The organism is Halobacteriovoraceae bacterium (genome assembly GCA_020635115.1).
Taxonomy (GTDB): domain Bacteria; phylum Bdellovibrionota; class Bacteriovoracia; order Bacteriovoracales; family Bacteriovoracaceae; genus JACKAK01.
In genome coordinates, this window is the sequence record JACKAK010000006.1 from 248,516 (window position 1) to 273,679 (window position 25,164).

Sequence of the window (25,164 nt, forward strand, 5' to 3'; positions counted from 1 at the left end):
GGCAATTTTGATCAATAACTTAAGTGAGGAGCTAGCCATTTCTCTACATCTTTAACAGACATTTTTTTTCGATAAGCATAGCTTTCAATTTGTTCCTTACTTATTTTACCCAAAGAAAAATAGCAAGCTTCTGGATGATTGAAATATAATCCAGAAATTGTACTCGGAGGATCCATTGCATAACTACTCGTGAGTTTTGCTCCAGTATTTTTCTGGCCCTCAAGTAAATCCCAAATAATTTGTTTTTCAGTATGGTCAGGGCAAGAGGGATAACCTGGAGCAGGTCTAATCCCTCTATATTTTTCTTTAATCAGGTCTTCATTATTCAATTTTTCATTCAGTCCATATCCAAAAATATTTCTAACTTTTTTATGTATACACTCTCCAAGAGCTTCTACAAATCTATCTCCCAAGGCCTTTACCATAATCGAAGTATAATCATCGCCTTTTTCTTCAAAACTCTTTGCAAACTTATCCACCTCATCTCCAGATGTAACGATGAAAGCACCTAGATAGTCTTTGAGTTTATTTCCTTTTGAAAGAACAAAATCAGATAAACAATAATTTGCTTTGCTATCTTTTTCATTTTGTTGACGCAAAAAATGCAACGTTTCAAAATGCTTTCCAAATTCATTTAACAATTCAATATCATCACCATTACTTTGTGCTGGCCATATCCCAATAACGGCCTTGAGGTTAAATCGATTATTTTTAATGATATCAACAATTAATTTCTGAGCATCAGCAAAAAGTTCTTTGGCCTGTTTGGCAGTTTTATCATTTTCTAAAATTTTAGGATAAACTCCTTTAAGCTCCCATGTCCAAAAGAAAGGAGACCAATCAAAGAATTCGTAAACTTCTTCGAGAGAGATATTATCAAAGACCTTTACTCCTATAAAATCTGGTTTTGCAGGAATATAATCTGAACTTATTTTAAAAGAATTCTCTCTCGCTAGTTCTATACTTTTTAATTTTATAGTTTGCTGATTTTTAAAGAAGCTCTCTCTCAGAGCTTCTTGTTTTTCATCAATTTCACGAATATATTTTTCTTTAAGATTGGGAGCAAGTAGTTTAGAGCAAACCTCAACAACCAAAGACGCGTCCCCCACTCTTATAATAGGACCACTATAGTTTGGAGCAATTTTTACTGCTGTATGGGCCAAACTTGTTGTTGCCCCACCGACAAGCAAAGGAACATTGAATTTAAGTCTTTCCATTTCACTTGCGACATAAATCATTTCATCTAGAGATGGAGTGATGAGTCCACTAAGTCCTATAATGTCAGCGTCAACTTCTATGGCCTTCTTTAAAATTTCATCGCACGGAACCATAACTCCCATATCTATAACATGATAACCATTACAAGCAAGGACAACACTGACAATATTTTTACCAATATCATGAACATCACCTTTCACTGTTGCAATTAAAAAAGTGCCCTGACCTTTTTTATTTGATGCTTTTTTCTCTTCTTCCATAAAGGGTTCTAAATAAGCAACGGCCGCTTTCATCACTCTTGCACTCTTAACCACTTGTGGAAGAAACATTTTGCCCTCTCCAAATAAATCTCCAACTACTTTCATACCATCCATTAAAGGGCCTTCAATAACGTTGAGTGGCATTTTGTATTTAGTTCTAGCTTCTTCAGTATCCTCATTAATATGAGTGAGAATTCCTTTTACAATCGCATGACTCAAACGTTCTTCAACTGACGTTTTTCTCCATGTTTCTTCTTTTTCAAAGATTTTCTTTTCTCCGATGTTTTTTAATTTCTCAGCAAGTTCAATTAATTTTTCGGTTGCATCTTCTTTCCTATTAAGAAGTACATCTTCGATTTTCTCAAGTAACTCTTTATCGATTTCATCATACACTTCAAGCATTCCAGCATTAACAATTCCCATATCGAGTCCAGCATGTTGAGCATGATAAAGAAACGAAGAATGCATGGCCTCTCTAACAGTATTGTTTCCTCTAAAAGAAAAAGAAACGTTACTTATCCCACCACTTGTAAGAGCACCAGGACAAACCTTTTTAATCTCTCTTACGGCCTCAATGAAATCAACAGCGTAATTATTATGTTCATCCATACCTGTTGCAACAGTTAAAACATTTGGATCAAAAATAATATCCCGAGGATCAAAATTGATTTTCTGGGTAAGTAGATCATAGGCCCGTTTACATATTCTAACTTTGTCATCTTTGGTTGCAGCTTGTCCGTTTTCATCAAAGGCCATTACTACTGCTGCCGCACCATATTTCTGAATAAGTCTGGCCTGTCCAAGAAACTTTTCTTCTCCTTCTTTTAAGCTTATAGAGTTCACAACAGCTTTACCTTGAATATTTTTAAGGCCCTCTTCTAAGACTTCCCATTTTGAGGAATCGATCATAATTGGAACAGAAGCAATATCTGGTTCTGAAGCAATTAATCTAAGGAATCGCTTCATGCAATCAACACTATCAAGCATTCCTTCATCAAAATTAATATCAATAATATTTGCTCCATTTTCAACCTGCTGCCTAGCAATTTCTAAAGCTTCATTAAAATTTCCTTCCTTTATAAGTTTTTTAAATTTTGGTGATCCGGTTACGTTTGTTCTTTCTCCAACTAAAATGAAAGGATGGTTATCTACAGAAATCTCTAAAGGCTCAAGACCTGCTAAATAAGTGGCCATTGGTATTTGGTGAGGTTTTCTTGGAGTAATTTCTTTAAGTTCATCTACTATTTTTGCAATATGTGATGGAGTTGTACCACAGCATCCACCTACGATATTAACCAGACCAGATTTTGCAAAATCCGTAAGATGACAGGCCATACTTTCGGGAGTTTCATCATAACCAGTTGGGGCCAGAGGATTAGGAAGTCCTGCATTAGGATAACAACTAATAAAGCAGTCTGCTTTTTTTGAAAGGGCCTCAATATAAGGACGCATCTCTTGTGCCCCAAGGGCACAGTTAATGCCAACACTTATTGGGTGGGCATGTCTCACGGAATTCCAAAATGCTTCCACAGTCTGGCCAGATAAAGTTCTCCCTGAATTATCAGTAATTGTTACTGATATCATAACAGGAATTTTTTCAGGAAGTTCGTTTTGAAGTTTTTCAATTGCAAAAAGAGCGGCCTTTACATTTAGTGTATCAAATGTTGTTTCAGGTAAAAGAATATCTACTCCACCTTCGACTAATGCTTTAGCTTGTTCATAATAATTCTCTACAAGTTCATCATAATCAACGGCCCTAAAACCTGGATCATTAACATCTGGAGACATAGAACATGTTTTATTTGTAGGGCCTAGAGCTCCAGCAATGTAACATTTTCTACCGGGATTTTTTGCCTCAAACTCATTAACAGATTCGCGAGCAATAATTGCTGATTGATAATTAATTTCATATACGATGTCCTGAAGATCGTAATCACTTTGAGCAATTTTAGTTCCACTAAAGGTATTCGTTTCGATGATATCTACTCCAGCTTCGAGAAACTTAGTATGAATTTCCTTTATGACTTCTGGTTTAGTTATACTAAGCAGATCATTATTGCCTTTGAGATCACATTTGTGATTTTCAAATCTTTTACTTCGAAAATCTTCTTCTGAAAGTTTGTATTGTTGAATCATTGTTCCCATTGCACCGTCTAGGAAGAGTATTCTTTTGTTTAATATTTGGGAAAGTTCTTGATAGGCCTTTGATTTCACTTTGAACCTTTTGTTATGGTGCTTATTATTTAATTGGTAAGCAATCTATCAAACTTTTATGTATCAATCTACGATTGTCTTAAAGTAGAGACAGATAAACTTATCAAATTGGTGACCTGTGCAATTGATATTGCTTAAAATCCTCTGTGATCGAGTAGGAAGAGGGCCTAGCCCCTGTCCCCTCACTCCATCTGGCATACGGCTCCGTACCATGGCGGTTGATTAAACTTTATCAATCTTTGCAAAGTTGTCCAAGACTCCCTTAAAACCATGTTCAGTAATCTCTTCAAAAATTTTTTGCGAAGTTAAATTATAAAGTTCCAATCTTTGATCTATATATTTTGAATGTTCATCTAAGATTGATTTCGATTTTTTTCTTTCATATCTTGCTGGTTTGTTTTTATCGAGCTGAGATCTTACTGTCTTTCTATCAACCCCAAGTCTTTTTGATATTTCTGTAATATTTAAACCAGACTTTTTTAGTTCCTTGATCATTTTCCAGTCCTCCATACCTAGCATCGAATCCTCCTGAATCAATAAAATTAATTCATTATATCAACGCTAGGTGTGAGGAATTTTCAAATGCAATTTTTGGGGGAGTATTCCAGTAAAATTCACACTCATTAACCAATTAAAACGGCCGTTAATTTACAGTGTTTTATTCAATAAAAAAGCAGGTTTGAGTACAATTCAAATATTTTGAAATTTTTTAATTGTGAAATAATCTTTGCTTAAGACTACATAAAACTTGATATGAAAATTTTTTTGTGCTACTAGTCGTAAAGTAAAAATTAAAAGGAGATACTAAGATGAGTACACATATTGGAAAGAGAAATTGTACTACATTTGGAGATCATTTTAAAAAATATATGCGAGAAACGGGCCTTCCAGTTCCTCAAACAGTTTTTAATACAGCCGCTTCTACTTTGGCCACAGTAGGAGCGATAAGTCACAATATGGACAGGTATCCAAATATGACATTGAGTTATGTCGTAGGAACTATTTCACCTGGTATGCTTTCTGTTCCAGCTGCTGTTGAACTAACCAAAGTAGCTGGAGGAATTCTTGCAAGCTTTTATTTAGGTGTTTGCATTGGTTCATCTCTTCAAAGTCTAATTGATATGGGGGCGTGTAAATACAATGAGGTAAATGAACAGAACTATTGGAGATTTTATGGTGAAATAGTAGAAAAACCATCTAGACCACATTGGTTACAAGTACAAATAGCGACCAATAAAGACAAATTGTTTCCGAAATGTGAAAAATTATTTTTAAAAAAGTACTAGAATATGAAAAAATTCAAAATAATTTGGAATTCTAGGCCCTTCAATATTATTATGTGGTCCTTTGTCGCCGTAGTTTTTATACACGATTTCATTGAAAGCAAACATTGGTTCCATCTTTTTTTTGGAATAATAGGTATAATCACGTCTCTAGGTTTTCTTCTAGAATTAATAAAAGAAAAACAAAAAATTAAAAAATCTGAATAAGAAATTTTTTAAAGTAAAGAAATCATCTCTTTCGCTTTTGAATTCTCTTTGAAATCTACAGTACCAGTATTTTCTATGACCAAAACATATACAAGTTTGTGAATTCTTGAACTTTAGATATTTTCCAATGAGTTTTTATCAAAGAACAAGCGGTGACTAAAGCATGCTCATAGGCAATAGGTTGTCAAACTTGTTTACACAGTATGTAATCTTCGTACAAAGAGTACTTTTCCTGGCCAAAAGAGCTAAAATCTATACAATTTGAGACCAACAAAATCGGAAATTCAAATGTTTATATATTTTTTACAAGTTTTATTCATCTTTCAGGTACTTAATAGTTTACCTATATATGCCTCTGATGAGTTAGATTTTTTTAAGTGTCAGAGAAATATGCTCCAGACAAATAAGGAGGCCCGATTAAGATCAATTGGGCCAGGTCCTTCTAGTGCTAATCATCAAAAACATGATGTTGTTCTCATATTTGGAGATGGAGTTTACTCAACGGCCTTTGCTTCTATGCTTGCGACCTATAGTGCAAAACTTGTTATAATAAAATCAAGAAAGCAAAATCAAGTCGATTTGATTAATAAAGGTTTTCATCACAATCCTAAGCTTTTAGTAAGAGATCATAGTGGAAATGAAAATGAGGAGATGCTCCCCAATAATATTATTGCTTCTACAGATATGAGTGAAATTAAACAGATCATTAGGAAGCATGATTTTAAGGTTGATCTAGTATTAGTTGGTGTCACTTCAAAGGGTACTGTTTCTGTCATTAGAGATAATCTTCAAGATATTATTGAACTCACGCAGTTTGGCCATGAAGTTCCTGCACCAATCACAATTTTAGATAAGGGCCCTGATCCTAAGACTAATCTTCCCAAAAACCAAGTTTTAAGTAAAGAATTTCCAATGTTAGAAAATCAGTTCAGCTTTTTAGGAGGAGGAGCATTTGCCAGAGGAATCGTCACAGGAAGTCAACTCACAGCAGTATCGCTAGCGGGAAAACAGGGAACAGATGAATCGTTACGTCTGGCCAAAGATGTTTTATCTACCCCACATTTTGTGGTGAGAAGAACTAGAGATGTTGATGGACTTGAGTTAGGAGGTTACCTCAAAAATATTTTGGCAATTCTGGCAGGTTGTATAGAGGGATATTATACAGATAATCCAAAAAAGAGAGACAAAACGAAAGCAAAACTTTTTCAACTAGGTCTTAATGCTAATCAAATTTTTTCAGAAATTTACAATGCCAATAAAAAAACATTTTTGGGACCATCTGGAATGGGAGACCTATACTTAACAATGAATCCAGGGAGTAGAAATTATAATTTTGGTAAACGAATTGCTGAGGAAAATGCAAAGATTGATGGTTTAACCGCCCAAGAAATTTTAAAAGAAATTGAAAATTCTGGCGACACGGTAGAAGGAGCAAGTTCAATTGACTCTGTCATACAAGTTCTAAAAGATTATAGTGAAGAGATACACAAACGTGGGATTGAAAGCGCTATTCATTTGTTTGTACTTGCAAACAAATTAAAAAAAGGACATGTGACACCAAAAGATATTGCTGATTTTGTAAATAATGAATTCCAAAATGAGCTTGAGAACTTTGAACGAGAACTTTCTCACTTTAATTCCAATGGACAAATTAAAGAAGTTTTTGGTGAAAATATTTCAGTGAATGAAAAAGCTCAGAATTTTAAAGTGAATCCTTTTAAATTATTAAAACCTAAAGATCAGATGGCTGAGCAGTATAAATTAGGTGCAAAGATAAAGGATATATTATCTTTCTCTGCTGGATTAATAAAAGGTATGGAAGGCGAAGTAAATGCGGCCAATCCTCTTTCTGTTCTATTAATTGTTGCCAGAAAAGAAATCCATAGGATTGCTAAATCTCAAAGAGCTTCTACTGAGGCCATCTTTGGACCAACTTTTATGGCCGACCTCTACTATGTAATTGGACCCCAAGGTAAAAATATTTCACTTGGAGAAGAATTTGCCAAATTGAGACTTCAAGGCAAGGATATTGATAAAAAAAAGATGGAGACTCTTAATTCAGGAATTTCAGTATCTGTCATGAATAAATATTTAGAAAAATATAATATAGATTCACCACTTATCAAGACTCTCTATCAAATTGTCTACGAGAAAAAAGATCCAAGAACAATTTATCAAACCTTAAAAAAATCAGCAGAGGGAGATGATAACTTGTACTCTCAGCCTTAATTTCGAACAAGATGGAGTTGATCATAGGAGTAGAGAACTTCTCCATTCTCCGAATCCATCTGTTTTGAATTTATAACTTTAAAATTGGCCATCTCGTTACATTCTACTCTTTTGGCACCTAGATAAAATGAAATAAAAAAGGGTGCCTTCCAGGTATCAAAAGTAACACAATCAGCAACTCTTTTATTCTTGGTCAATATCTCATATTTGGATGAGTGTTTAAAAAAGTTCTCTGCCATGCGATCCTTATAAAATAATGCAGGAAAAAAAGAGGATATCACGAGAAGAAACAAAATTATTTTTATAAAATAATTCTTGTATTTATTTAAATTTATTTTTTCAGCTAAAAGGTGTGCCGCGACTCCCCCAACTATCAGCCAAGTCCCCATAAAATGGATATTAATATACCAAGGAGCAGAATGTTTACTTATTGAAAATCCAAAAAACATGCCAAAGAGATATATAAGACCTAATATAACAAAATCCCTGTGTTCTTTAAATTTTTCAATTTTGATAAAAAAATAGATCATGGAAAACGTTGCTAAAAATGAAAATGGAATAAATCGTTCGTAATATCGTTTAATATAAAAGAAAATCGGAAAAAAACCTCCTGTTTGTCTTCCATTGATTGAATATATAATTTGCTTATTAAAATGTGTTTTCCAGAAAGAATTTCCTACGACTAAAAAGTGCCAAAGATCAATTAATCCTAAAATAGTTATGATTACTGCCAAGACAACGGTTAGCCATTTCAGATATAAATTGACTTTATCGCGCAAAGACCCTGTTGATACAATCATTATAAAAATGAAACAAACTCCTAAAGGCATAATTCCAACTATACCTTTTGACATTATTGCACCAGTAATGGATAAACCGCTATAGAGAGCATTCTTAACTTTTCCTTCTTTTTTCACATATCGAAGAATAAAATAAAGAGATAGTGAGAGAAAGAGCATGAGGGGAACTTCAAGCATTGGTCCTCGTCCATATTTGATGAAGAGATGATCAAAAAATATCATTGTTAAAAAAATGATTCCGGATTTTTCCCCTAAAAATTCATGGGTCATTTTAAAATAGACTAAAATGATTAAACTAGATAAAATCAAAGTTGGTAAAACGGCTGAAAAAGTGCTTACTCCCAATATTTTAAAGCTTATAGCATTCATCCACATAAGAAAATGGGGATGATCATAAAACTGTCCCATGGGCCATGTTAGAGATACCCATTCAAAAATATTTTTCAAATACATTTCTTTCGCTATTTGTGCATAGACAATTCCATCTGTTGTTCTTAACGATATAGAGCTAGAGTTGATCCAAAGAGGCACTAGAAAGATAAAGTAAAAAAGTTCAGATTTATTATTTTTGTAATAAGTAAAAAGAGAATTCATAAAACTCACTTGTTTTTCATTTAGTGAAATCGGTAAATGTGTTCATTAAATTCAATGAAAACAATTTGAACTATACATTAAGGCCCATCATTGTTAAAATATTCTTTTAACATATTGCAGTGTGTAGGTTTTTGTACAATATTAATATTCCTGACCATATTCAGAAACTGGCCGTTGGATTATTTGGCCAAATAAACACAACACAAGCTGTGAAGTTTATCACGCTTTCAAAGGTTACTTTATCTTTTACTAAAGGTAGTCCAGAAACTTACTTCATTGTAAGTGGTCTAGTTAGGGATAATAAATCTCATGAATCAAAAGTAGTTTACAAAAAAAGATTGGAAGGAACTGAGGAAGGTCCTATAAAATCTAATTGCGATTGCCATCTGTGGAGTGTTTCCAAACATTGTCCACATACAACTGCCTTGTATATTCTATACATGATTAAAAATGAACAGAAAGATGAGCACATTCAAATTGAAGATGATAAACCTCCACTCCCTTCATTTGCAGGACTTGGTGTTACAGTAGAAGAATATGGAACAATTATAAATGCTCCTCATAAGCTTATTGGAGCAAACGCGACAAGTACTTATTCTTCTTTGCAGTATCTACTACACACAAAAAAGACTATCAATTTTCCAATCCCTACAAATACTCTTTGCAAAATTGGTCTGAACTACATTAAACATTTCAAGACGGATGATTCGTTTGAAAAAAATACGATTAAATTCTTTCTTATAGACGAAGAAGACAAAAAAAATAAACATATAAATCTCTTTGAAAATCTTTATCTTTTTGACTGGCAAAAAGGACATGCCTATCATTTAGCTCCAGGAATGAAGGAATTTGTTCAAAAAATTCGTTACAGCGGCCCACATATTCTAGAACTTGATGAGATTATAAAATTGAGTGAGCTTTATTCGTTGAGAGATAATCTTGAGTTATTTGTCAATGACCACAAAATTAGTGAGTTAAAAAAAATAACTCCTTCACTAAGAGTAACAATAGATTCAGCAGAAACGAGAAACTTGATCGAGTTTAACTTGAATTTTGTTGATGAACATGACAATACCTATCCTATTCCTAATATTATAAAAGCGTTCACTTTTAATGTAGGTCTATTAAATTCCTTTAAAAAGAAAAAGGATGCATACGAGTTTGTTACCTCTCTTGTTGATTTCTTTGACGAAGAGCAAAGTGATTTCAAAAAATTATTACATAACTGTACACAAAAAAAAGAATGGATCTCATTAATTGATTATCTGATACAAGAAGAGTCGACATATTGCTATAATGAGTATTTAAATAGCCTTGTTGTATACGAAAATAAGTTTCTTATATTGCTTATATCATCATGTTATAAGTTTTTTGGGGAACTCTTTTTCAGGTTTTCTTCTTACAATGAGGACTCTCAAAAAGTTAGCTTTCAAATCTCTTTTTCAAATCTATTATCTGGACTTAGTGGATTTTACACAAAAATGTTTCCCTATGGAGTCGAAGTTCTCTACAACAATGACAAAATAAAGACCTGGTCGGGGAAAATCCGATTCGAACGAGGACGATCTGATCTGAATTGGTTTGATGTCAATCTTGAGATCGACGATAAGGATCTCGAGATTCTTAAAAAAGTTGATCTTGAAAATAATATCTCTCTTTCTAAACACGGACTTACACTATTTACTCCTGAGCAAAAAACATTTGCTAAACTTATTCAAAAATACACTAAGTATGTTGGAAAAGAAGTCGAATCAAATGAGAAAGGGGTAAAAAAGTTTACACTCCCTTTTAATCGAGCAAGTATATTCGAGCTTTTTGAGCTTAAGAAACTAGGAATTGATGGGATATTAACTCAAGAGGAAGAGGAAATTTGTGAAAAGCTACTCTCTTTTGAAGGAATACCAGAGTATCCACTTCCACAAAACTTGGAAAACGTTCTAAGGCCATATCAGGTCACTGGATTTAGATGGCTCAAATTTCTCTATGAATATAATTTGGGTGCATGTCTTGCCGATGATATGGGGTTAGGAAAAACACTTCAGACAATTTCATTTCTGATAAGTATTTATGAAAACGTCGATAAGGTCCTCATCGTATGTCCGGTTTCAATACTTTTTAACTGGGAAAATGAGTTTAAAAAATTCTCAAACATTAATGCCCTGATTTATCACGGTGGAGATAGAGAAATTGATCATGACAAAAAAATCATTTTAACCAGTTACGGTATCATGAAAAAAGAGGCCGAAAGCGTCTTTTCAAAGATTAACTTTGACGTCATTATCCTAGACGAAGTACAACACCTCAAAAATATTAGGTCCATGGGGGCATTTGCCGTCAGACAATTGAAATCAAAATTTAGAATATGCTTAACTGGTACTCCTGTAGAAAATGATCTTGCTGAATTTTATAATATTTTGGATTTATCAATTCCTGGAATTTGGGGGGATTTGAAACTTATTCGTTCTTCTTCAAACAAACAAGGACGTCTTAGTGCAAGAAAAACTGCGCGCCCTTTTATTTTAAGAAGAACAAAAGCTCAAGTTTTAAGTGAATTACCCCCTAAAATTGAAAACACTGTCCACCTTTCATTTTCTGAACAAGAAAATACTTATTATCAAAATAAAATGATTTCTATAAGAAAGAAAATTGAAACCTCTCCTAAAAACAAAAAATATGGCGAGATTCTTAAAGGAATCTTGGAGCTACGACAAGCATGTTTGTGGGATAAAGAAGATCCCATGAAATCAACAAAAATTGAATTTTTGATTGAAACACTTGAACAAATTCTTGAAGAAGGACACCAAGCAATTATTTTCTCTCAATTCACCACATACTTGGACTACATGCAAACGGCTATTAATAAAAAAAGTTGGACATATGCCAGAATTGACGGATCCCAATCTGTTAACAAGCGCCATGAACAAGTAAAGAAGTTTCAAGAAGGTAAATGCCCTATATTTCTCATTTCTCTGAAGGCCGGAGGTGTTGGTCTAAACCTTACAGCTGCTAGTTATGTTTTTATTATGGATCCATGGTGGAATCCTGCAGTTGAAAACCAGGCCATAGATAGAGCTCATCGTATTGGCCAGTTGAACACATTAACCGTTTACAGACCAATAATAGAACATTCCGTAGAAGAAAAAGTATTAAAACTACAAGAGTTGAAACGTGAACTATTCAAAGACCTACTACCAGATGAAGAAGAAGAGCTTTTCACAGGAAAACTCTCCATGAAAGATTTTGAAGATTTACTAAATTGAAATTTTTTCACTCGTTCTTAATAGAGACAATCGAGGATGTCAGTTTTAGATTGCCTTCAAAAAGAAAAGTTGATTTTTGAAGAGACTGTTTACCTACGGTGATTTTTGTTCTTTCATCCTTATTTAGCACAATATTATAACGGTCAAAATGTTGATTGCGCCAATTTAAAAATCCCTTAGATAGATCCATTGAAATATTATTTGAAAGTGATTCGAGAACAATATTCAACTGACTTCCGGCCATATTAAACTTTACACCTCTTGGAAGAAAGACCATGCAACTCGAATATGGGGGGATTTCAACAATTAAATTTTTTTTCTCTTTTACATTAATCCGGTCTTTCTCATCATTATCTGTACTACATTGATATTTAAACTTATCGGATTCTCCCCTTATATAAAAACGTGATTGATCAGAAACTAAATTTATATGCTCTACCGTAAGAACATCATTTTCAAATTTAAATAATTCTTTTGATGAAATACTTCCTAAAAAACTCTCTGGAGTTTCCGGAATAATGAGATGGGAATTAAATAACCTTACTTCACCTAAGTTATGATCAAACTCATAGATCGGTAGATACTGACTAAACCATAAGTAGATTAACACCGCATAAAATAAGAATAAAAGAAAAAATACTGCACTTATTTTAAAAATAAATTTAATTAGCTTTGAAAAGAAACCCTCATTCAAACTATCAGTTTTACTCTTTTCCAATCTTTGACCTACTTACTTTACGTTAACACTTTAGAGGCCTATACTAAACGTAGGATAAAGTTATGGCCAATACAAGAATTATGACAGCGAATATCAGGTTCGACTCCCCGCAAGACAAGCATCAGCCGTGGGGTGCAAGAAAGGATGTACTTGCCAAAATCATTAAAAAATCAAACCCAGATATTCTCGGCACTCAAGAAGGCAGGCGTCCTCAATTACTTGAACTTGAAAATCTCATCAGTCCTCAACTTTCATTAATTGAATCTCATCGAGATTGGATTGAACAACGAATGTATCCATGCCTTTTTTATGACAAAAAAAAATACCACCTCATTCAAAGTGGTGATATTTGGTTATCTGAAAAACCCTATGTACCTGGATCAATTTCTTTTGGATCAGCATTTCCAAGGCTTTGCACGTGGGCCAGATTAAATGATATTTCAGATGAAAAAACTCTAACTGTCATTAATACCCACTTAGATCACATTCTTACTCCTATAAGATCTAAACAAATCGAAGTGTTACTTCGAGAAATTTCAAATATTATAGAAAGCAATGATCTCATTATACTTTTAGGCGATTTTAACGAAGCTCCAGGTGGTAAAGTTTATAACCTCGTGATGAATGCTGGTTACAAATTTGTAGACCCTTGGAAAATTCTCAATAAAGAAGAAGAAACCAGCTACCACAAGTTCAAAGGTAAATTTGAACAAGGAGCAAGAATAGACTGGATATTCACTTCTGATGAAGTACAATTTGAATCGATTGACATGATAAAAACTTCTGAAAATGATATTTATCCTTCAGATCACTTCCCTATTTTATTGACACTCAGCTAGAGCCTACCTCATCCCCAAGTTGTATATATGTTTCCAACCCTTTCTTTGTATTTTCAATAATATCTTGTGATGGTTTCCATTTTCCCTTTTCACCTATGAGAATCACAGTTGAACCACCAAATAGAAAGTAGCCCTTCTCCCCACCTCTTTTAAACTTTTCACCCATAAAAGTTTGAATTATTTTACCCACACAAATAGCACCCACTTCAATATAGGCCAGTTTTCCAAAATCAGAAGTTTCAAGGATATTAATTTGTCTTTCATTCATTAGAAAAATATTATCTTTCTTTTTCAAAGCGATTGGATTTACAGAATGATATTGCCCATGAATTCTAAAGGAGTCTAAAAACTTACCATCCACTGGAAAATGAAACCTATGATAGTCGACTGGACACAAACGAGCAATCAGTAGAGGCCCGTTAGAAAATACCCCTTCCCATTTTGAACTCGCAATCATTTGATCCGGAGATAAAAATTTATTTTTGACTGGATAGATTGATTTTTCTGAAATGTCCTCATATCCAAAATATCTGGCCTCAGCGAATGCTGGAAGTATGTTAGAATCTTTTTTGAAATCTCGAACACCACTTTTAAACTTTCTAATAAAAAAACTATTGAAATTTGAATAGGGATATTTTGCTCCAATATTTGCCTCTGGTACAAATTCATCCATATTAATATTGAATTCTTTAATAAAAGAATCGACTTTAAATTTGGAAAAACTGCTAGACTGAATTAATCCATAAAACTTTGAAAGCAAGGGGCCAGTGACGAGAGGTGACAATGTTTGCCCCAATTTTGTATCGTAAAGCCAGTTTACAAAAGTCTCGCCATAAACGTTTTCTTTTTGAATTAACTCATCTTTTCGATTATAAAAATTTATATCCATATTCATTCCTAATACTTGAATTATATTGTAACTTACTGAAAAGGTGAATTTTTTAAAAACTTTTACAAATGATTTGAAATATTTTTGACATTTTTTTAACAATTGAAAAAAGTTATTCGTATATTAATAGTAGTGGAGGTTATTATGAAAAAATATTTTCTATTTCTTCTTTCTCTAGTGTTTTTGTCAACTCTCGCATGGGCAAACTCTATTGATCCTTCGAGCAATGATTTAAACAATTTAACTGATAGTGAGAAAAGTAATATTAATGTCTTCAACACAACCGTTAAATCCGTAGTGAATATTTCATCAATAAGGACGGTAAGGGATTTTTGGAATATGCGTTATCATGAAATCCCCGCTGGAACTGGTTCAGGATATGTGTGGGACAACCAAGGACATATTGTTACAAATGCACACGTTGTCGATCAAGGTGAAGATTTTTTTGTGACCTTTCATGGAGATAAAAAACGTTATCAAGCAAAGCTAGTTGGACTCATTCGAGAAAAAGATATTGCTGTCATTAAACTCTTGGATCGTCCGGGACAACTCATTCCACTCAATATGGCCAGTTCAAAAAATCTTAAAGTCGGCCAGAAGGCCATTGCTATTGGAAGTCCCTTTGGACTTGATCACACAATGACTGTCGGAATTGTTTCAGCTCTTGGTAGAACGTTAAGAGGATATGGAAACGTGCAAATTACAGGTATGATCCAAACAGATGCTTCCATTAATCCGGGCAATTCTGGAGGGCCACTGATAAACTCAAATGGAAAATTAATTGGGATGAACACAATGATTTTCTCAAATTCAGGAAGCTCGGCCGGAGTTGGCTTTGCCGTTCCTGTTGATACAATCGCTTCTATTGTACCACAACTTATAAAAAATGGCCGTGTAGAGCGCCCTATCATAGGTGTTCAATTACTTCCAGACCATATACGAGATCAGTTTAAAATTAAAGAAGGGGTAGTAATCACAGAGGTTTTCGATAATACTCCGGCCGGTAAAGCTGGTTTAAAAGGATTTTCAAAAGATAAATCTGGCAGATGGGTATTAGGGGATATTATTTTAAAAGTTGATAAAAAAGCGGTTAATAATTATGAAGATATATACTCAATTTTAGGGGATTATCAAGTTGGAGACACGGTAAAAATCACTTATCAAAGAGGAAATAAAGTTTTATCAGAAGAGATTAAATTAATATCAGCAAACAAGCAATTAGAACAAAACTAAGATGCCGGCCCAATCATTGGATGAGAGGATTTGCTATATTGATTTGATCCCTATGAAAAGGAAGCATTTTTTTAGATTTTATAATCAGAATTTGATCGACTTTGTTTTTCAAATATTCCCAATCATGGGAGACAATGATGACGGTTTTATGTCTAGAAACTTCTTTAATTTTTTGAAAAAATATCTCTTTTTGTTTTATATCAAGAAAAGAAAAAGGTTCATCTAGAAATATGACCTGACTTCTTTTTGCCAATACTTTTGATAAATTGACAGATTGTTTTTGCCCTTGACTTAGGCAATTATAGTTTTGATTATACAAATGCGAGATTTCATTATAATTGTCAGAATTAACTTCTTTTAATTCTCCAATAGATAAATATTCCTTTACAGGGCCATCCCAAAAATTTTCTTCGTGCAGATAGATTGAAAACTTTTCAACATTGTTTGAATAATCAGCAGGACTTAAATGTTTTCCAAACAACTTTAAATCCCCTGAAATAACCTTCGTTTGATTAAAAAAGGATTTCAAAAATGTTGTTTTTCCGCAACCATTTTCACCAATAATTAATGTTATGCCAAAAGATTTAAAAGAACATGAAATATTTTTTAAAATTTCACATCCTCCAATAGCTATTGAATAATTTTCTACTGACAAGCTCATGCAAAGCTCCTCTTTTTTCCAATCAAGAGATAAATCAAAGATGGAACGGCCATGAGGCTTAATAATGCATTAATTGGTATATTTTGTTCTAATACGATTTGAATATAGATAATAGACGTTGTTAAGATCCCTGAAATAATGACAGATCCCTGAATGAGTTTACTTGTAGAATTTGTATTAAATATAATTCTTGCAAAATGAGGGACAATCACACCGATAAAAACGATTGGCCCACAAAAACTGGTTATCATTGAAACCAATAAACCTACAGATAAAATCATTTTTTTTTGTACTCTTTCCACATCAAGCCCATATGAAATTGCTTGAACCTGTCCTAATTGATACAAGTTAAGCTCACTTGAACAATTAAAAATATATAGTAAAAAGCAAATTACACTCGCAAATAAAATCAAACTTTGAACAATATCTGTTGTTGAAAAACTTCCAAGCCCCCAATAAATATATTCTCTAAGATTTTCGGATGATAAATACTGTTGAATAATACTTAAAATACCTGAACATAAAAAAGAAACGAGTAGGCCTACAATAAGTAAAATATAGTGATTGGGATTATTTTTTAGAAAATATAATATTATGCCCATTACAATAAGGGCCCCTAAGAACGAAGGGATCATCCCAAAATACAAAGAAGCACTGTAGGGAAAAAGTAATAAAAAAATCCCTAAAAAAAGAGTTGCCCCAGAATTCACTCCTAAGACAAAAGGCCCGGCCAGTGGATTTTTAAAAATAATTTGCATGACAAGTCCAGAAAGAGAGAGTCCAACTCCTGCACTAAAGGCCGTTATTAACTCTGGCAACCTAATATTTAAGATTATTGTTTTTACAACTGAAAGATCCGTATAATCGTGCTTTGAAAAAAGACAAATCCCAAAGAAAAAAATCAAGAAAAAAATGAGTTTATATTTCTTCATAATAATAAAGAGACTTATGTTGTTTTTGTTTGATATTGATAAGATCTCGTAAAATCAAATCTGGACGAAAGACACCAGATTCCCAATAATCATAGGCCCCATATTCATTGACTCTTGCTGAATAACTAAATATTTTCAAAGAATTCATAGATGGGTGTTTATTTTTAATTATTTTTAAGTTTTCTTTCTTTCCAGAGGCCAGTAAAAGATCTGTTTTGGACAGCTCTTTTAAAATAACTTCAGTTCTTAGTATCTTTGGGGACTGAGAAGTATTTGTGATTAAGGGTTTAAGTCCAGCGTCCTTCAGCAAAACAATCGTATCGCTATTTTCAGATGGGATGACCCACTTACCACGAAAGTAGTCTGCAACGATGACTGTACCATCTGTGGATTTATTCTTTTTAGACAGAAGCTGGTAATTCGACTCAAGCATTGAAAATAATTTCTTTGATTGCTCGAATTTACCAAGAACAATTCCAAAAGCAACAATCCATTCTGCTCTTCCTAGTGGGTGAGATTCTAAAAAATTTGATAATGGAAAAGAAGCAATATTTAATTTATCTAATTTACTTAGAGAAAAATTTCCCCAATCAAAAAAGAGAAAGTTAATTTTTTTTTGCAAAAGTGACTCTGTTCTGAGTGGGTAAGAAAGCACTTGAGTTAATTTAAGTTTACGATGACTATAAATAAACTCAGGTTGAGAGATAAATTTAAGTAACTTAACTGAGTTTAATTCCATAAATGGGTATATTGCTGCACCTGTCACACTTGCAATATTGAGTTCATGAGTATTTAAGTAATGAGCATGACAATGGAGTGAAAAATTTTTATCATTTGTTAAGAGATAGTAAGAATCATTTTTAAGTTTTAGTTTTAAAACAAAACCACCTTTAGATTTATTTAACTCAAATCGTTTTGCGTATAAATTCTTGTAAAGTCTTTCAGTATAGCACTGGCCATCTTTTGCAAAAGTCTGTCCAGGGTTAATTAAAAGAAGAAAAAGTAAAAATTTACTAAAGTTCAACATACTCTTTTCCTAAGTTTCGCGCCATATTACAATATTTGCATTATGATTAAAACCTCTACCTACATTCCTAACAAACTGTATTTATTGAGATCAATTTTTTAATTTTTTTACATTGTCCTGACCAAATAATTAATTTGTTGCGATATAAGTTTCCTGGAGGTGACGATTGAGAGTATTAACAATTTTGACAATGGTTTTTCTTGTCTGTTCCTGTGCATCAAGTCAAAAAAAATCAACTCCAGATGATTTACTTTTTAATAGCGCCTATATCAATCAAAATGATCTCGTTCAGGCGGTTGAGCAATTTGCCGAAGCATATGAATATTATACAAATTCAACAATCATTAAAGGTGCAATCAATTATATCAAAGAGACTAACTATAATGAAATGTTTGTGGGACGAGCAAAATCTCACAAAGATTTTTTAATTTTTGAGAAATATCAGCAGAAAATTAATAATGCTCAGATTTCAAAAAAAATTGAAGCACAAAAACTTAATACAATCTCAAAAGAATCTTTTGACAAGTATTTTTCAAATTTGAGCAGTATCGATTTTATTGAGCAGAGAATAGATCTCTTTGAAAGACTTATTTTCAATACTTTTCCACATAAAAGACATTCTGTCTTTTTTTCTGAACTTGCAAAGTCAATTTGTCATAATTTAACACAAAATGAATTGGAGACGCTTAAGGAGAGAATCAAAACCCAAAATTATCTTATTACATTAAAGTTAAATCTCTATTTTTTTCAAAATGTTAAAAATAAAGATATAATAGAGCTTCTCAAATTACACGAATCCGTTGAGTTTAAATACACGAGAGATTTCATAGAAAAAATCCAAGTACAAACGAATAAAAAGTTCTTAGATGATCTAAAACAAAAGCTAAAAAGTCTGGACAACACAGAACCTGATACAACATTGATAGGATTTCTATAATTCAAATTTCTAAACAAGCAACAACATGCTCTGGCCCATGTTCCTTAAGTTCAGGAATTTGTTTTTTACAGTTTTCAGTAGCAAGGGGACAACGCGTGTGAAATCGGCATCCACTTGGTGGATTTAATGGAGAAGGTACATCTCCTTCAAGAATTTGTATTTTATGCCTTAGAGTTGGATCAGGAAGAGGAATTGCTGAAATCAATGCTTTTGTATAGGGATGCAAGGGAGATTCATAAAGTGTTTGTGAATGTGCAATTTCTACAACTTTACCTAAATACATAACCACAACACGATCAGAGATATGTTTGACGACGGAAAGATCGTGAGCAATAAAGATTAGGGTTAAATTCATTTCTTTTTGAAGTTCTAATAGGAGATTTAGTATCTGTGATTGGACTGAAACATCGAGTGCCGAGACAGGCTCATCACATATGATAAGTTTCGGTTTAAGGGCAACAGCTCTAGCAATTCCAATTCTTTGTCTTTGTCCTCCTGAAAATTCATGGGGATATCTTAAGTAAGCACTTTCGGGAAGACCAACACGTTTTAATAACTCTAAAACTTTTTCTTTTCTTTCCTGTGGAGTACCAATTTTTTGAATAATAAAAGGTTCTTCAAGAATATGTCCAATTGTGTGTCTCGAATTCAATGATTCTGCAGGGTCTTGAAAAATCATCTGCATTTCACGACGTATACTTCTCAGTTCATTCTTGGGAAGGTCTGCTAGGCGCTTTCCTTCAAAGAAAACATCTCCTGCACTTGGTTCATAAAGGCGAAGAATGGTTTTTCCTAGGGTAGATTTTCCACAACCTGACTCCCCTACAATACCTAAGGTCTCACCTCGTTTTATTTCAAAACTTACATCGTCTACCGCATGAACTTCAGCAATTTTTGAATATAAAATACCTCCGTATACAGGATAATATTTTTTAAGATTTTTAACTGTTAATATAGTCTCACTCATTGCAATTCCTTCCACCTATGGCAACGAATAAAATCACTATCCATTTCAATTTGATGATTAGTACACGACTCTTCAACATATGGACATCGATTCTGAAAGCGACAACCCGTTGGCAGTGCATTTAAATCTGCAACCATACCTTCTATAGTTAAAAGATGAGTTTTGGGAGTTTGATCTAACCTTGGGATAGAGCTTAGTAAACCCTTTGTATAGGGGTGCTTTGGGTTTTTAAATATTTCAAAGCAATCACCTTTTTCAACCACTTGCCCACAATACATAACAACCACTTCGTCACAAATTTGAGCAATCACACCAAGATCGTGAGTAATAAACATCACTGACATTTTATATTTATCTTGTAATCCCTTTAAAAGCCCCAATATTTGTGCCTGAATTGTAACATCAAGAGCTGTCGTAGGTTCATCAGCAATAATAAGTTCTGGCCTACAAGCTAAAGCAATAGCAATAACAACTCTTTGTCTCATTCCTCCTGAGAGTTGATGAGGGTATTCATTTATTCTTCTTTCGGGTAGGGGGATTCCTACATCTTTAAGCAACTGGATTGATTCTTTGATTATTTCGTGTTCACTCATCTGTGGGAAATGAAGTCTAAAACACTCTCCGAGTTGTCTGCCAATTTTATGAACAGGATTGAGTGCAGTCATAGGTTCTTGAAAAATCATCGAGATTTTCTTCCCTCGAATTTTTTTCATTTCATCAATCGGTATTTTGGTTAAATCAATACCATCAAAGATAATTTCTCCACAATCGATCATTCCTATTGGTCTAGGAAGGAGTCTCATAATAGAAAGGGAAGTTACACTCTTTCCACAACCAGACTCTCCTACAATTCCAATTGTTTTACCTTTTGGAATATCAAAACTCACATCATTTAATACATTGATTAAACCAGACTCTGTTTCAAAAGAGGTACTTAAATTTTTTATACTTAGTAATGTTTCACTCATTTTAACTTATACTTATCAAATATGATTGTTTTTTCCCCAAGATTTTTACCTGATTTCTGAGCATCTAAGATTTCTTTCTTCTTGGCCTCATCAATCCAAAACATCCCACCGAAATTAACTGTAAAAGGAAACATTATATAACCTGAAAGTGCAGTAGTAGGTTCTTTAGGAAAGTCAAACCATCCCCAATGGGCAATTCTTTCAAATGGCTCTAGCCACAATGGAATAATCGCTCCATCGTCATGAATCCATCTTTGAATCTTTCTAGATAAAGCTTCTCTTTCCTTATCACTTGTTCCATTTCTAAAGTTCATAATGTCTTTATCAAGCTCTTTATCAGATGTGTTTGAGACGTTGTTTTTATCTGGTTGATTAGCGTTTTCCGAATGAAACATTCCCCAATATTGTGGATAAAATCCTGCGGCCCATCCGATATAGGCCGCTTCAAATTTATTATTTGAAAAGGCCTTAAAAGAAGCAGCACCATCAAGCTCTTTAATTTTCATTTCTATTCCAGCTTTCTTTGCTTCTTCTTTTAAAACAACTATTCGATTTCTGTGCTTAGGTCTTCCGTGAGTTAAAGTAAAAGAAAGCCTTTTTCCATTTTTCATCCTAATTCCATCAACATCACGTTCTGTCCAGCCCGCCTTCTTAAGGTACTCATCTACTTTGGTCAGATCATAGGCCCTTGCTTTGATACTTGGATCTGAATATCCACGATAACCTACCCACATTGATTGTTGTCTAAGAGTATCTCCTCTTAAAATTGTCTTGTTTACTTTATCGACATTAATTGCATGTGCAATAGCTTTTCTGACGTTGATATCTTTGAATAAGTCATGAGATTTGTTAAGAGTAATACTCCATGAAGGTTGAGGAGCACTATTATAAGACCACCTTTTATAGATATATCCTTTTTTAAATGGTTCACTATTTGTCTTATCATGCCAATATTCAGGTTCATAGAGTCTAAAACGATCAACTTTTCCTTTTAGAAATTGTTGAAAAGCAACGTTTCTGTCTCTTATTAATTTAAAAATAACTTTATCTACATTAAATCGATTTTTAAAATATTTGTGATTTTCTCCCCACCAATTTTTTATTCTCGTTAAAGTAATTGATTTACCTTTTTGAACATCTGAAATTTCGTACGCGGCCACGGTAGGATATATTTTCCAGTTATATTTTTTGATAAAATCTTTTGGAATTTCTCCCTTATAAAAATGCTTTGGCGTCGGGAAAATTCCAAGATTAGCGTGCAGAAGATTTGGTGATTTAGCAGTACTTGCAGTGAGACTAATCGTGTAGTCATCGTATTTTTGGATATCTTTGACTTGCTCTGTATAATAAGTATTGTACCAAGGCGCTACAATGTTTTTAGATCTCATCATTTCGATTGTAAAAAGAAAATCATCCGCAGTTAGAGGTTTTCCATCTGACCACTTGGCCTCTTTGTTAATCCGGTAATACATAGTCTTTTTGTCCTTACTTACGGCCCACTCCGTAGCGAGAACAGGAATAATATTTCCAGTATTTGGATGAATATCAATGAGACCGAATTCCATGGTAAGAGGTCTCGTGTGGTTGGCAAATTGTCCATTTGAATCTGGTCCTACTAATCGTAGAGTAAGTGGAAATGTTTCCAAATCCAATGTGTAAGTTCCACCTTTTTTAGCATCTGGTGATGAATAGACTGGATCATTCCAATTTGTTTCCCATTTTAAATCTTTGGGAAGTTCACTTGCGCCAATGCTAAGAGTAAAAGCTAATAATAAGAGTAAACGCATACTATCTCCCTATTCATATGTTAGATGCTTCTTCGGATCATAGGCCTCTCTGATTCCTTCGCCAATGAATGTAATCATAATCAGAACACTGGTTAATGAAAAAACCACTGGCCCTAAAATCCAAAAAGAATCTAAATTGTCTATTCCTTGTTTCAAAAGCTCTCCCCAACTGGGAGTGGGCACTGGTAAACCAAAACCTAAAAAATCAAGTGAAGTTAAGGCAGCAATTCCACTGGCAACCGAAAAGGGAATAAAGGTTACAATTATCGAAATTGAATTAGGTAAAATATGATGAAAAATAATTCTTGATTCACTAGCACCTAAAGACTTTGCGGCCATTACATAATCTCTTGTTTTTTCTTTATAGGTGGCAGTTCTCATATACCAAGTCATATGAATCCAGCCAAAAAAGACCATAATAAAACATAATGAATAAAAATTAGGTACGATAATTGAAGATAAAATTATCACAACGTAAAGAAAAGGAATATTCGACCATATTTCAATAATTCTTTGAAATAACAAATCAAATAATCCTCCAAAATAGCCCATGATACATCCAACACTTATTCCTATCAGATAATTAAAAAAGAGTAAAAGTAATGAGAACATAATGGCGATTCTAAAACCAAAAACTAGTCTGGCCAAAATATCTCGTCCAACAGAGTCAGTACCCAAAAAATGAAAACTAGAAATATCCGGAGATGTGGGAGGATATACTCCATCAGGGAGATCATTTTCAAACGGATTATAAGGGATAAGTGGCATAATGACATAATTTCCACTATTTTCTTTTGCAAACTTTTCTTTTAACTTTCTGTAATTTGCCTCATAACTATAATTTTCCCCGAAATCTTTACCACTTCTATAAGATGAAACGATAGGAAAATAAATATTTCCTTTGTAATGAACGATGAGTGCTTTGTTATTAATAAAAAGCTCTGCAAAAAGAGAGAGAAAAACAAGTAGTGAAAGAATAAGGAGAGAAAAATAAGACCTTTTAATCGATTTAAATCGTTTTATTTTTTTAAGAGTAAGAGGATTAAATTTTATCAAAAAACACCTCACTCAAATTGCACTCGAGGATCAACTAGAGCAACGCATATATCAGAAATAATATTTCCGATAAGAAATAAAAATGAACTGATCACAACAACTCCTAGAACGACAGGATAATCTCTTTCCACCAAAGACTCAAACATCAACAGACCCATTCCATTGATATTAAAAATTGTTTCTATAAGAAAAGATCCTGTTAAAAGTGCTGTCAAGTTTGTTCCAAATGAAGTTGCTATTGGGATGAGTGAGTTTCTCATTGCATGTTTTAAAATAGCATTTTTAAAAGAGACACCTTTTGACATTGCAGTTCGTACATAGTCAGCTGCCAAATTATCCATTAATGAGTTTTTCATCATAAAAGTAACAACTGCAAAACTACCGGCCATATATGCACTAAGTGGTAGAACTGCATGTTTAATTACATCGACAACTTTTCCCCAAAGGCCCAAATCATCATAATTGTCTGAAATAAATTGACCCATTGGAAACCATTCTAATTTAAAAGCAAAAACATAAAGTAAAGCAACAGCTAGAACGTAGTGAGGAATTGCATAACCAACAAAGACCATAATAGAGGTTACATTATCTATAATTGAATTATGCTTAACTGATTTTAAAACTCCTAAAGGTATACACACTCCATAAGTGAGAATCAAAGTCATAATACTGTAAAAAAGCGAGACAGGAAGTCTTTCTTTAATTGTATCCCAAACAGGATCACCATACTTCGTTGACTCTCCAAGATCTAACATCAACACTTTTCCAAGCCATATAAAATAACTGACTAGAACAGGTTTATCAAAACCGTAATATTTTTTAAGATCTTCTAGCTGTTGCTCACTGAGGGCTTCTGATGTTGAAGCTGCGTTTGAACTAGCTTGAGCTTGTCTAGCTTCTTGCAGCATTCTTTCAACAGGGCCACCAGGTACAAAACGTGTCATAACAAAGACAACAATCGTAACACCTAATAGGGTGGGAAGAATAAGTGTAAATCTACGTAAAAAATAGGCCATCATCTTTCGAACTCCTGCCAAATATTGTGGCAAAAGAATCGGCCATTGAAAAGCATGTGGGCCAACATT

At 33.4% G+C, this 25,164-nt stretch carries 19 protein-coding genes; 6 read left to right on the top strand and 13 right to left on the bottom strand.

All coding sequences use genetic code 11. The features are described 5' to 3' along the window. Positions 1 to 11 precede the first annotated feature (11 nt). Together metH and H6622_11285 are read right to left on the bottom strand one after the other, a co-directional pair. Positions 12 to 3,692: a methionine synthase gene (gene metH, locus H6622_11280; protein MCB9062094.1), complete on the bottom strand. Its 3,681-nt coding sequence runs from the start codon at positions 3,690 to 3,692 to the stop codon at positions 12 to 14. A 222-nt stretch (positions 3,693 to 3,914) separates the two neighbouring features. After that, a complete protein-coding gene (locus tag H6622_11285) occupies positions 3,915 to 4,211 on the bottom strand; it encodes a transposase (protein ID MCB9062095.1) in 297 nt (98 codons plus the stop codon). Between the two features lie 290 nt (positions 4,212 to 4,501). On the opposite strand from H6622_11285, the gene H6622_11290 reads away from it, so the two are divergent. Both H6622_11290 and H6622_11295 read left to right on the top strand, forming a co-directional pair. Continuing rightward, complete coding sequence (locus H6622_11290; GenBank protein MCB9062096.1) at positions 4,502 to 4,978, top strand: hypothetical protein; 477 nt, start codon at positions 4,502 to 4,504, stop codon at positions 4,976 to 4,978. 492 nt (positions 4,979 to 5,470) lie between these two features. Next, positions 5,471 to 7,411 (top strand): hypothetical protein, encoded by a 1,941-nt coding sequence (locus tag H6622_11295; GenBank protein MCB9062097.1) that lies wholly within the window; start codon positions 5,471 to 5,473, stop codon positions 7,409 to 7,411. Here H6622_11295 and H6622_11300 read toward each other — a convergent pair. Continuing rightward, positions 7,408 to 8,805, bottom strand: coding sequence for a glycosyltransferase family 39 protein (locus H6622_11300; GenBank protein ID MCB9062098.1), 1,398 nt, complete (start codon positions 8,803 to 8,805; stop codon positions 7,408 to 7,410). The genes H6622_11295 and H6622_11300 overlap by 4 nt on opposite strands. Before the next feature lie 131 nt (positions 8,806 to 8,936). Between H6622_11300 and H6622_11305 the strand changes: the two genes are divergently transcribed. Beyond that, complete coding sequence (locus H6622_11305; GenBank protein MCB9062099.1) at positions 8,937 to 12,065, top strand: DEAD/DEAH box helicase; 3,129 nt, start codon at positions 8,937 to 8,939, stop codon at positions 12,063 to 12,065. A gap of 7 nt (positions 12,066 to 12,072) precedes the next feature. On the opposite strand, the gene H6622_11310 is transcribed toward H6622_11305, so the two are convergent. Continuing rightward, positions 12,073 to 12,675, bottom strand: a complete 603-nt coding sequence (locus tag H6622_11310; GenBank protein MCB9062100.1) for a hypothetical protein — start codon at positions 12,673 to 12,675, stop codon at positions 12,073 to 12,075. A gap of 170 nt (positions 12,676 to 12,845) precedes the next feature. On the opposite strand from H6622_11310, the gene H6622_11315 reads away from it, so the two are divergent. Further along, positions 12,846 to 13,622 carry an endonuclease/exonuclease/phosphatase family protein gene (locus H6622_11315; GenBank protein ID MCB9062101.1) on the top strand — a complete coding sequence of 259 codons (777 nt, stop codon included), beginning with the start codon at positions 12,846 to 12,848 and terminating at the stop codon, positions 13,620 to 13,622. Here the strand turns inward: H6622_11315 and H6622_11320 are convergent. Further along, positions 13,615 to 14,511: a phosphatidylserine decarboxylase gene (locus tag H6622_11320; protein MCB9062102.1), complete on the bottom strand. Its 897-nt coding sequence runs from the start codon at positions 14,509 to 14,511 to the stop codon at positions 13,615 to 13,617. The genes H6622_11315 and H6622_11320 overlap by 8 nt on opposite strands. Positions 14,512 to 14,655: 144 nt before the next feature. On the opposite strand from H6622_11320, the gene H6622_11325 reads away from it, so the two are divergent. Further along, positions 14,656 to 15,744, top strand: coding sequence for a trypsin-like peptidase domain-containing protein (locus tag H6622_11325; GenBank protein ID MCB9062103.1), 1,089 nt, complete (start codon positions 14,656 to 14,658; stop codon positions 15,742 to 15,744). 13 nt (positions 15,745 to 15,757) lie between these two features. Here H6622_11325 and H6622_11330 read toward each other — a convergent pair whose 3' ends face one another. Genes H6622_11330 through H6622_11340 form a run of 3 tightly spaced genes read right to left on the bottom strand, consistent with a single transcriptional unit; the run spans position 15,758 to position 18,364 of the window. Next, entirely contained in the window at positions 15,758 to 16,405 is a 648-nt protein-coding gene (locus tag H6622_11330; protein MCB9062104.1) for an ABC transporter ATP-binding protein, read from the bottom strand. Beyond that, a complete protein-coding gene (locus H6622_11335; protein ID MCB9062105.1) occupies positions 16,402 to 17,337 on the bottom strand; it encodes an iron ABC transporter permease in 936 nt (311 codons plus the stop codon). The genes H6622_11330 and H6622_11335 overlap by 4 nt, the downstream gene beginning before the upstream one ends. After that, complete coding sequence (locus tag H6622_11340; GenBank protein MCB9062106.1) at positions 17,324 to 18,364, bottom strand: hypothetical protein; 1,041 nt, start codon at positions 18,362 to 18,364, stop codon at positions 17,324 to 17,326. Before H6622_11340 ends, H6622_11335 begins: the two co-directional genes overlap by 14 nt. 166 nt (positions 18,365 to 18,530) lie before the next feature. On the opposite strand from H6622_11340, the gene H6622_11345 reads away from it, so the two are divergent. Continuing rightward, positions 18,531 to 19,301: a hypothetical protein gene (locus tag H6622_11345; protein ID MCB9062107.1), complete on the top strand. Its 771-nt coding sequence runs from the start codon at positions 18,531 to 18,533 to the stop codon at positions 19,299 to 19,301. A 1-nt stretch (position 19,302) separates the two neighbouring features. Here H6622_11345 and H6622_11350 read toward each other — a convergent pair whose 3' ends face one another. The 5 genes from H6622_11350 to H6622_11370 are packed head-to-tail and all read right to left on the bottom strand — an operon-like array spanning position 19,303 to position 25,098. Continuing rightward, complete coding sequence (locus H6622_11350) at positions 19,303 to 20,268, bottom strand: dipeptide ABC transporter ATP-binding protein (GenBank protein ID MCB9062108.1); 966 nt, start codon at positions 20,266 to 20,268, stop codon at positions 19,303 to 19,305. Next, positions 20,265 to 21,236, bottom strand: a complete 972-nt coding sequence (locus tag H6622_11355; protein ID MCB9062109.1) for an ABC transporter ATP-binding protein — start codon at positions 21,234 to 21,236, stop codon at positions 20,265 to 20,267. Before H6622_11355 ends, H6622_11350 begins: the two co-directional genes overlap by 4 nt. After that, positions 21,233 to 23,023, bottom strand: coding sequence for an ABC transporter substrate-binding protein (locus tag H6622_11360; protein ID MCB9062110.1), 1,791 nt, complete (start codon positions 23,021 to 23,023; stop codon positions 21,233 to 21,235). Before H6622_11360 ends, H6622_11355 begins: the two co-directional genes overlap by 4 nt. 9 nt (positions 23,024 to 23,032) lie before the next feature. After that, entirely contained in the window at positions 23,033 to 24,079 is a 1,047-nt protein-coding gene (locus H6622_11365) for an ABC transporter permease subunit (GenBank protein ID MCB9062111.1), read from the bottom strand. An 8-nt stretch (positions 24,080 to 24,087) separates the two neighbouring features. Further along, positions 24,088 to 25,098 carry an ABC transporter permease gene (locus H6622_11370; protein ID MCB9062112.1) on the bottom strand — a complete coding sequence of 337 codons (1,011 nt, stop codon included), beginning with the start codon at positions 25,096 to 25,098 and terminating at the stop codon, positions 24,088 to 24,090. Positions 25,099 to 25,164: the final 66 nt, after the last annotated feature.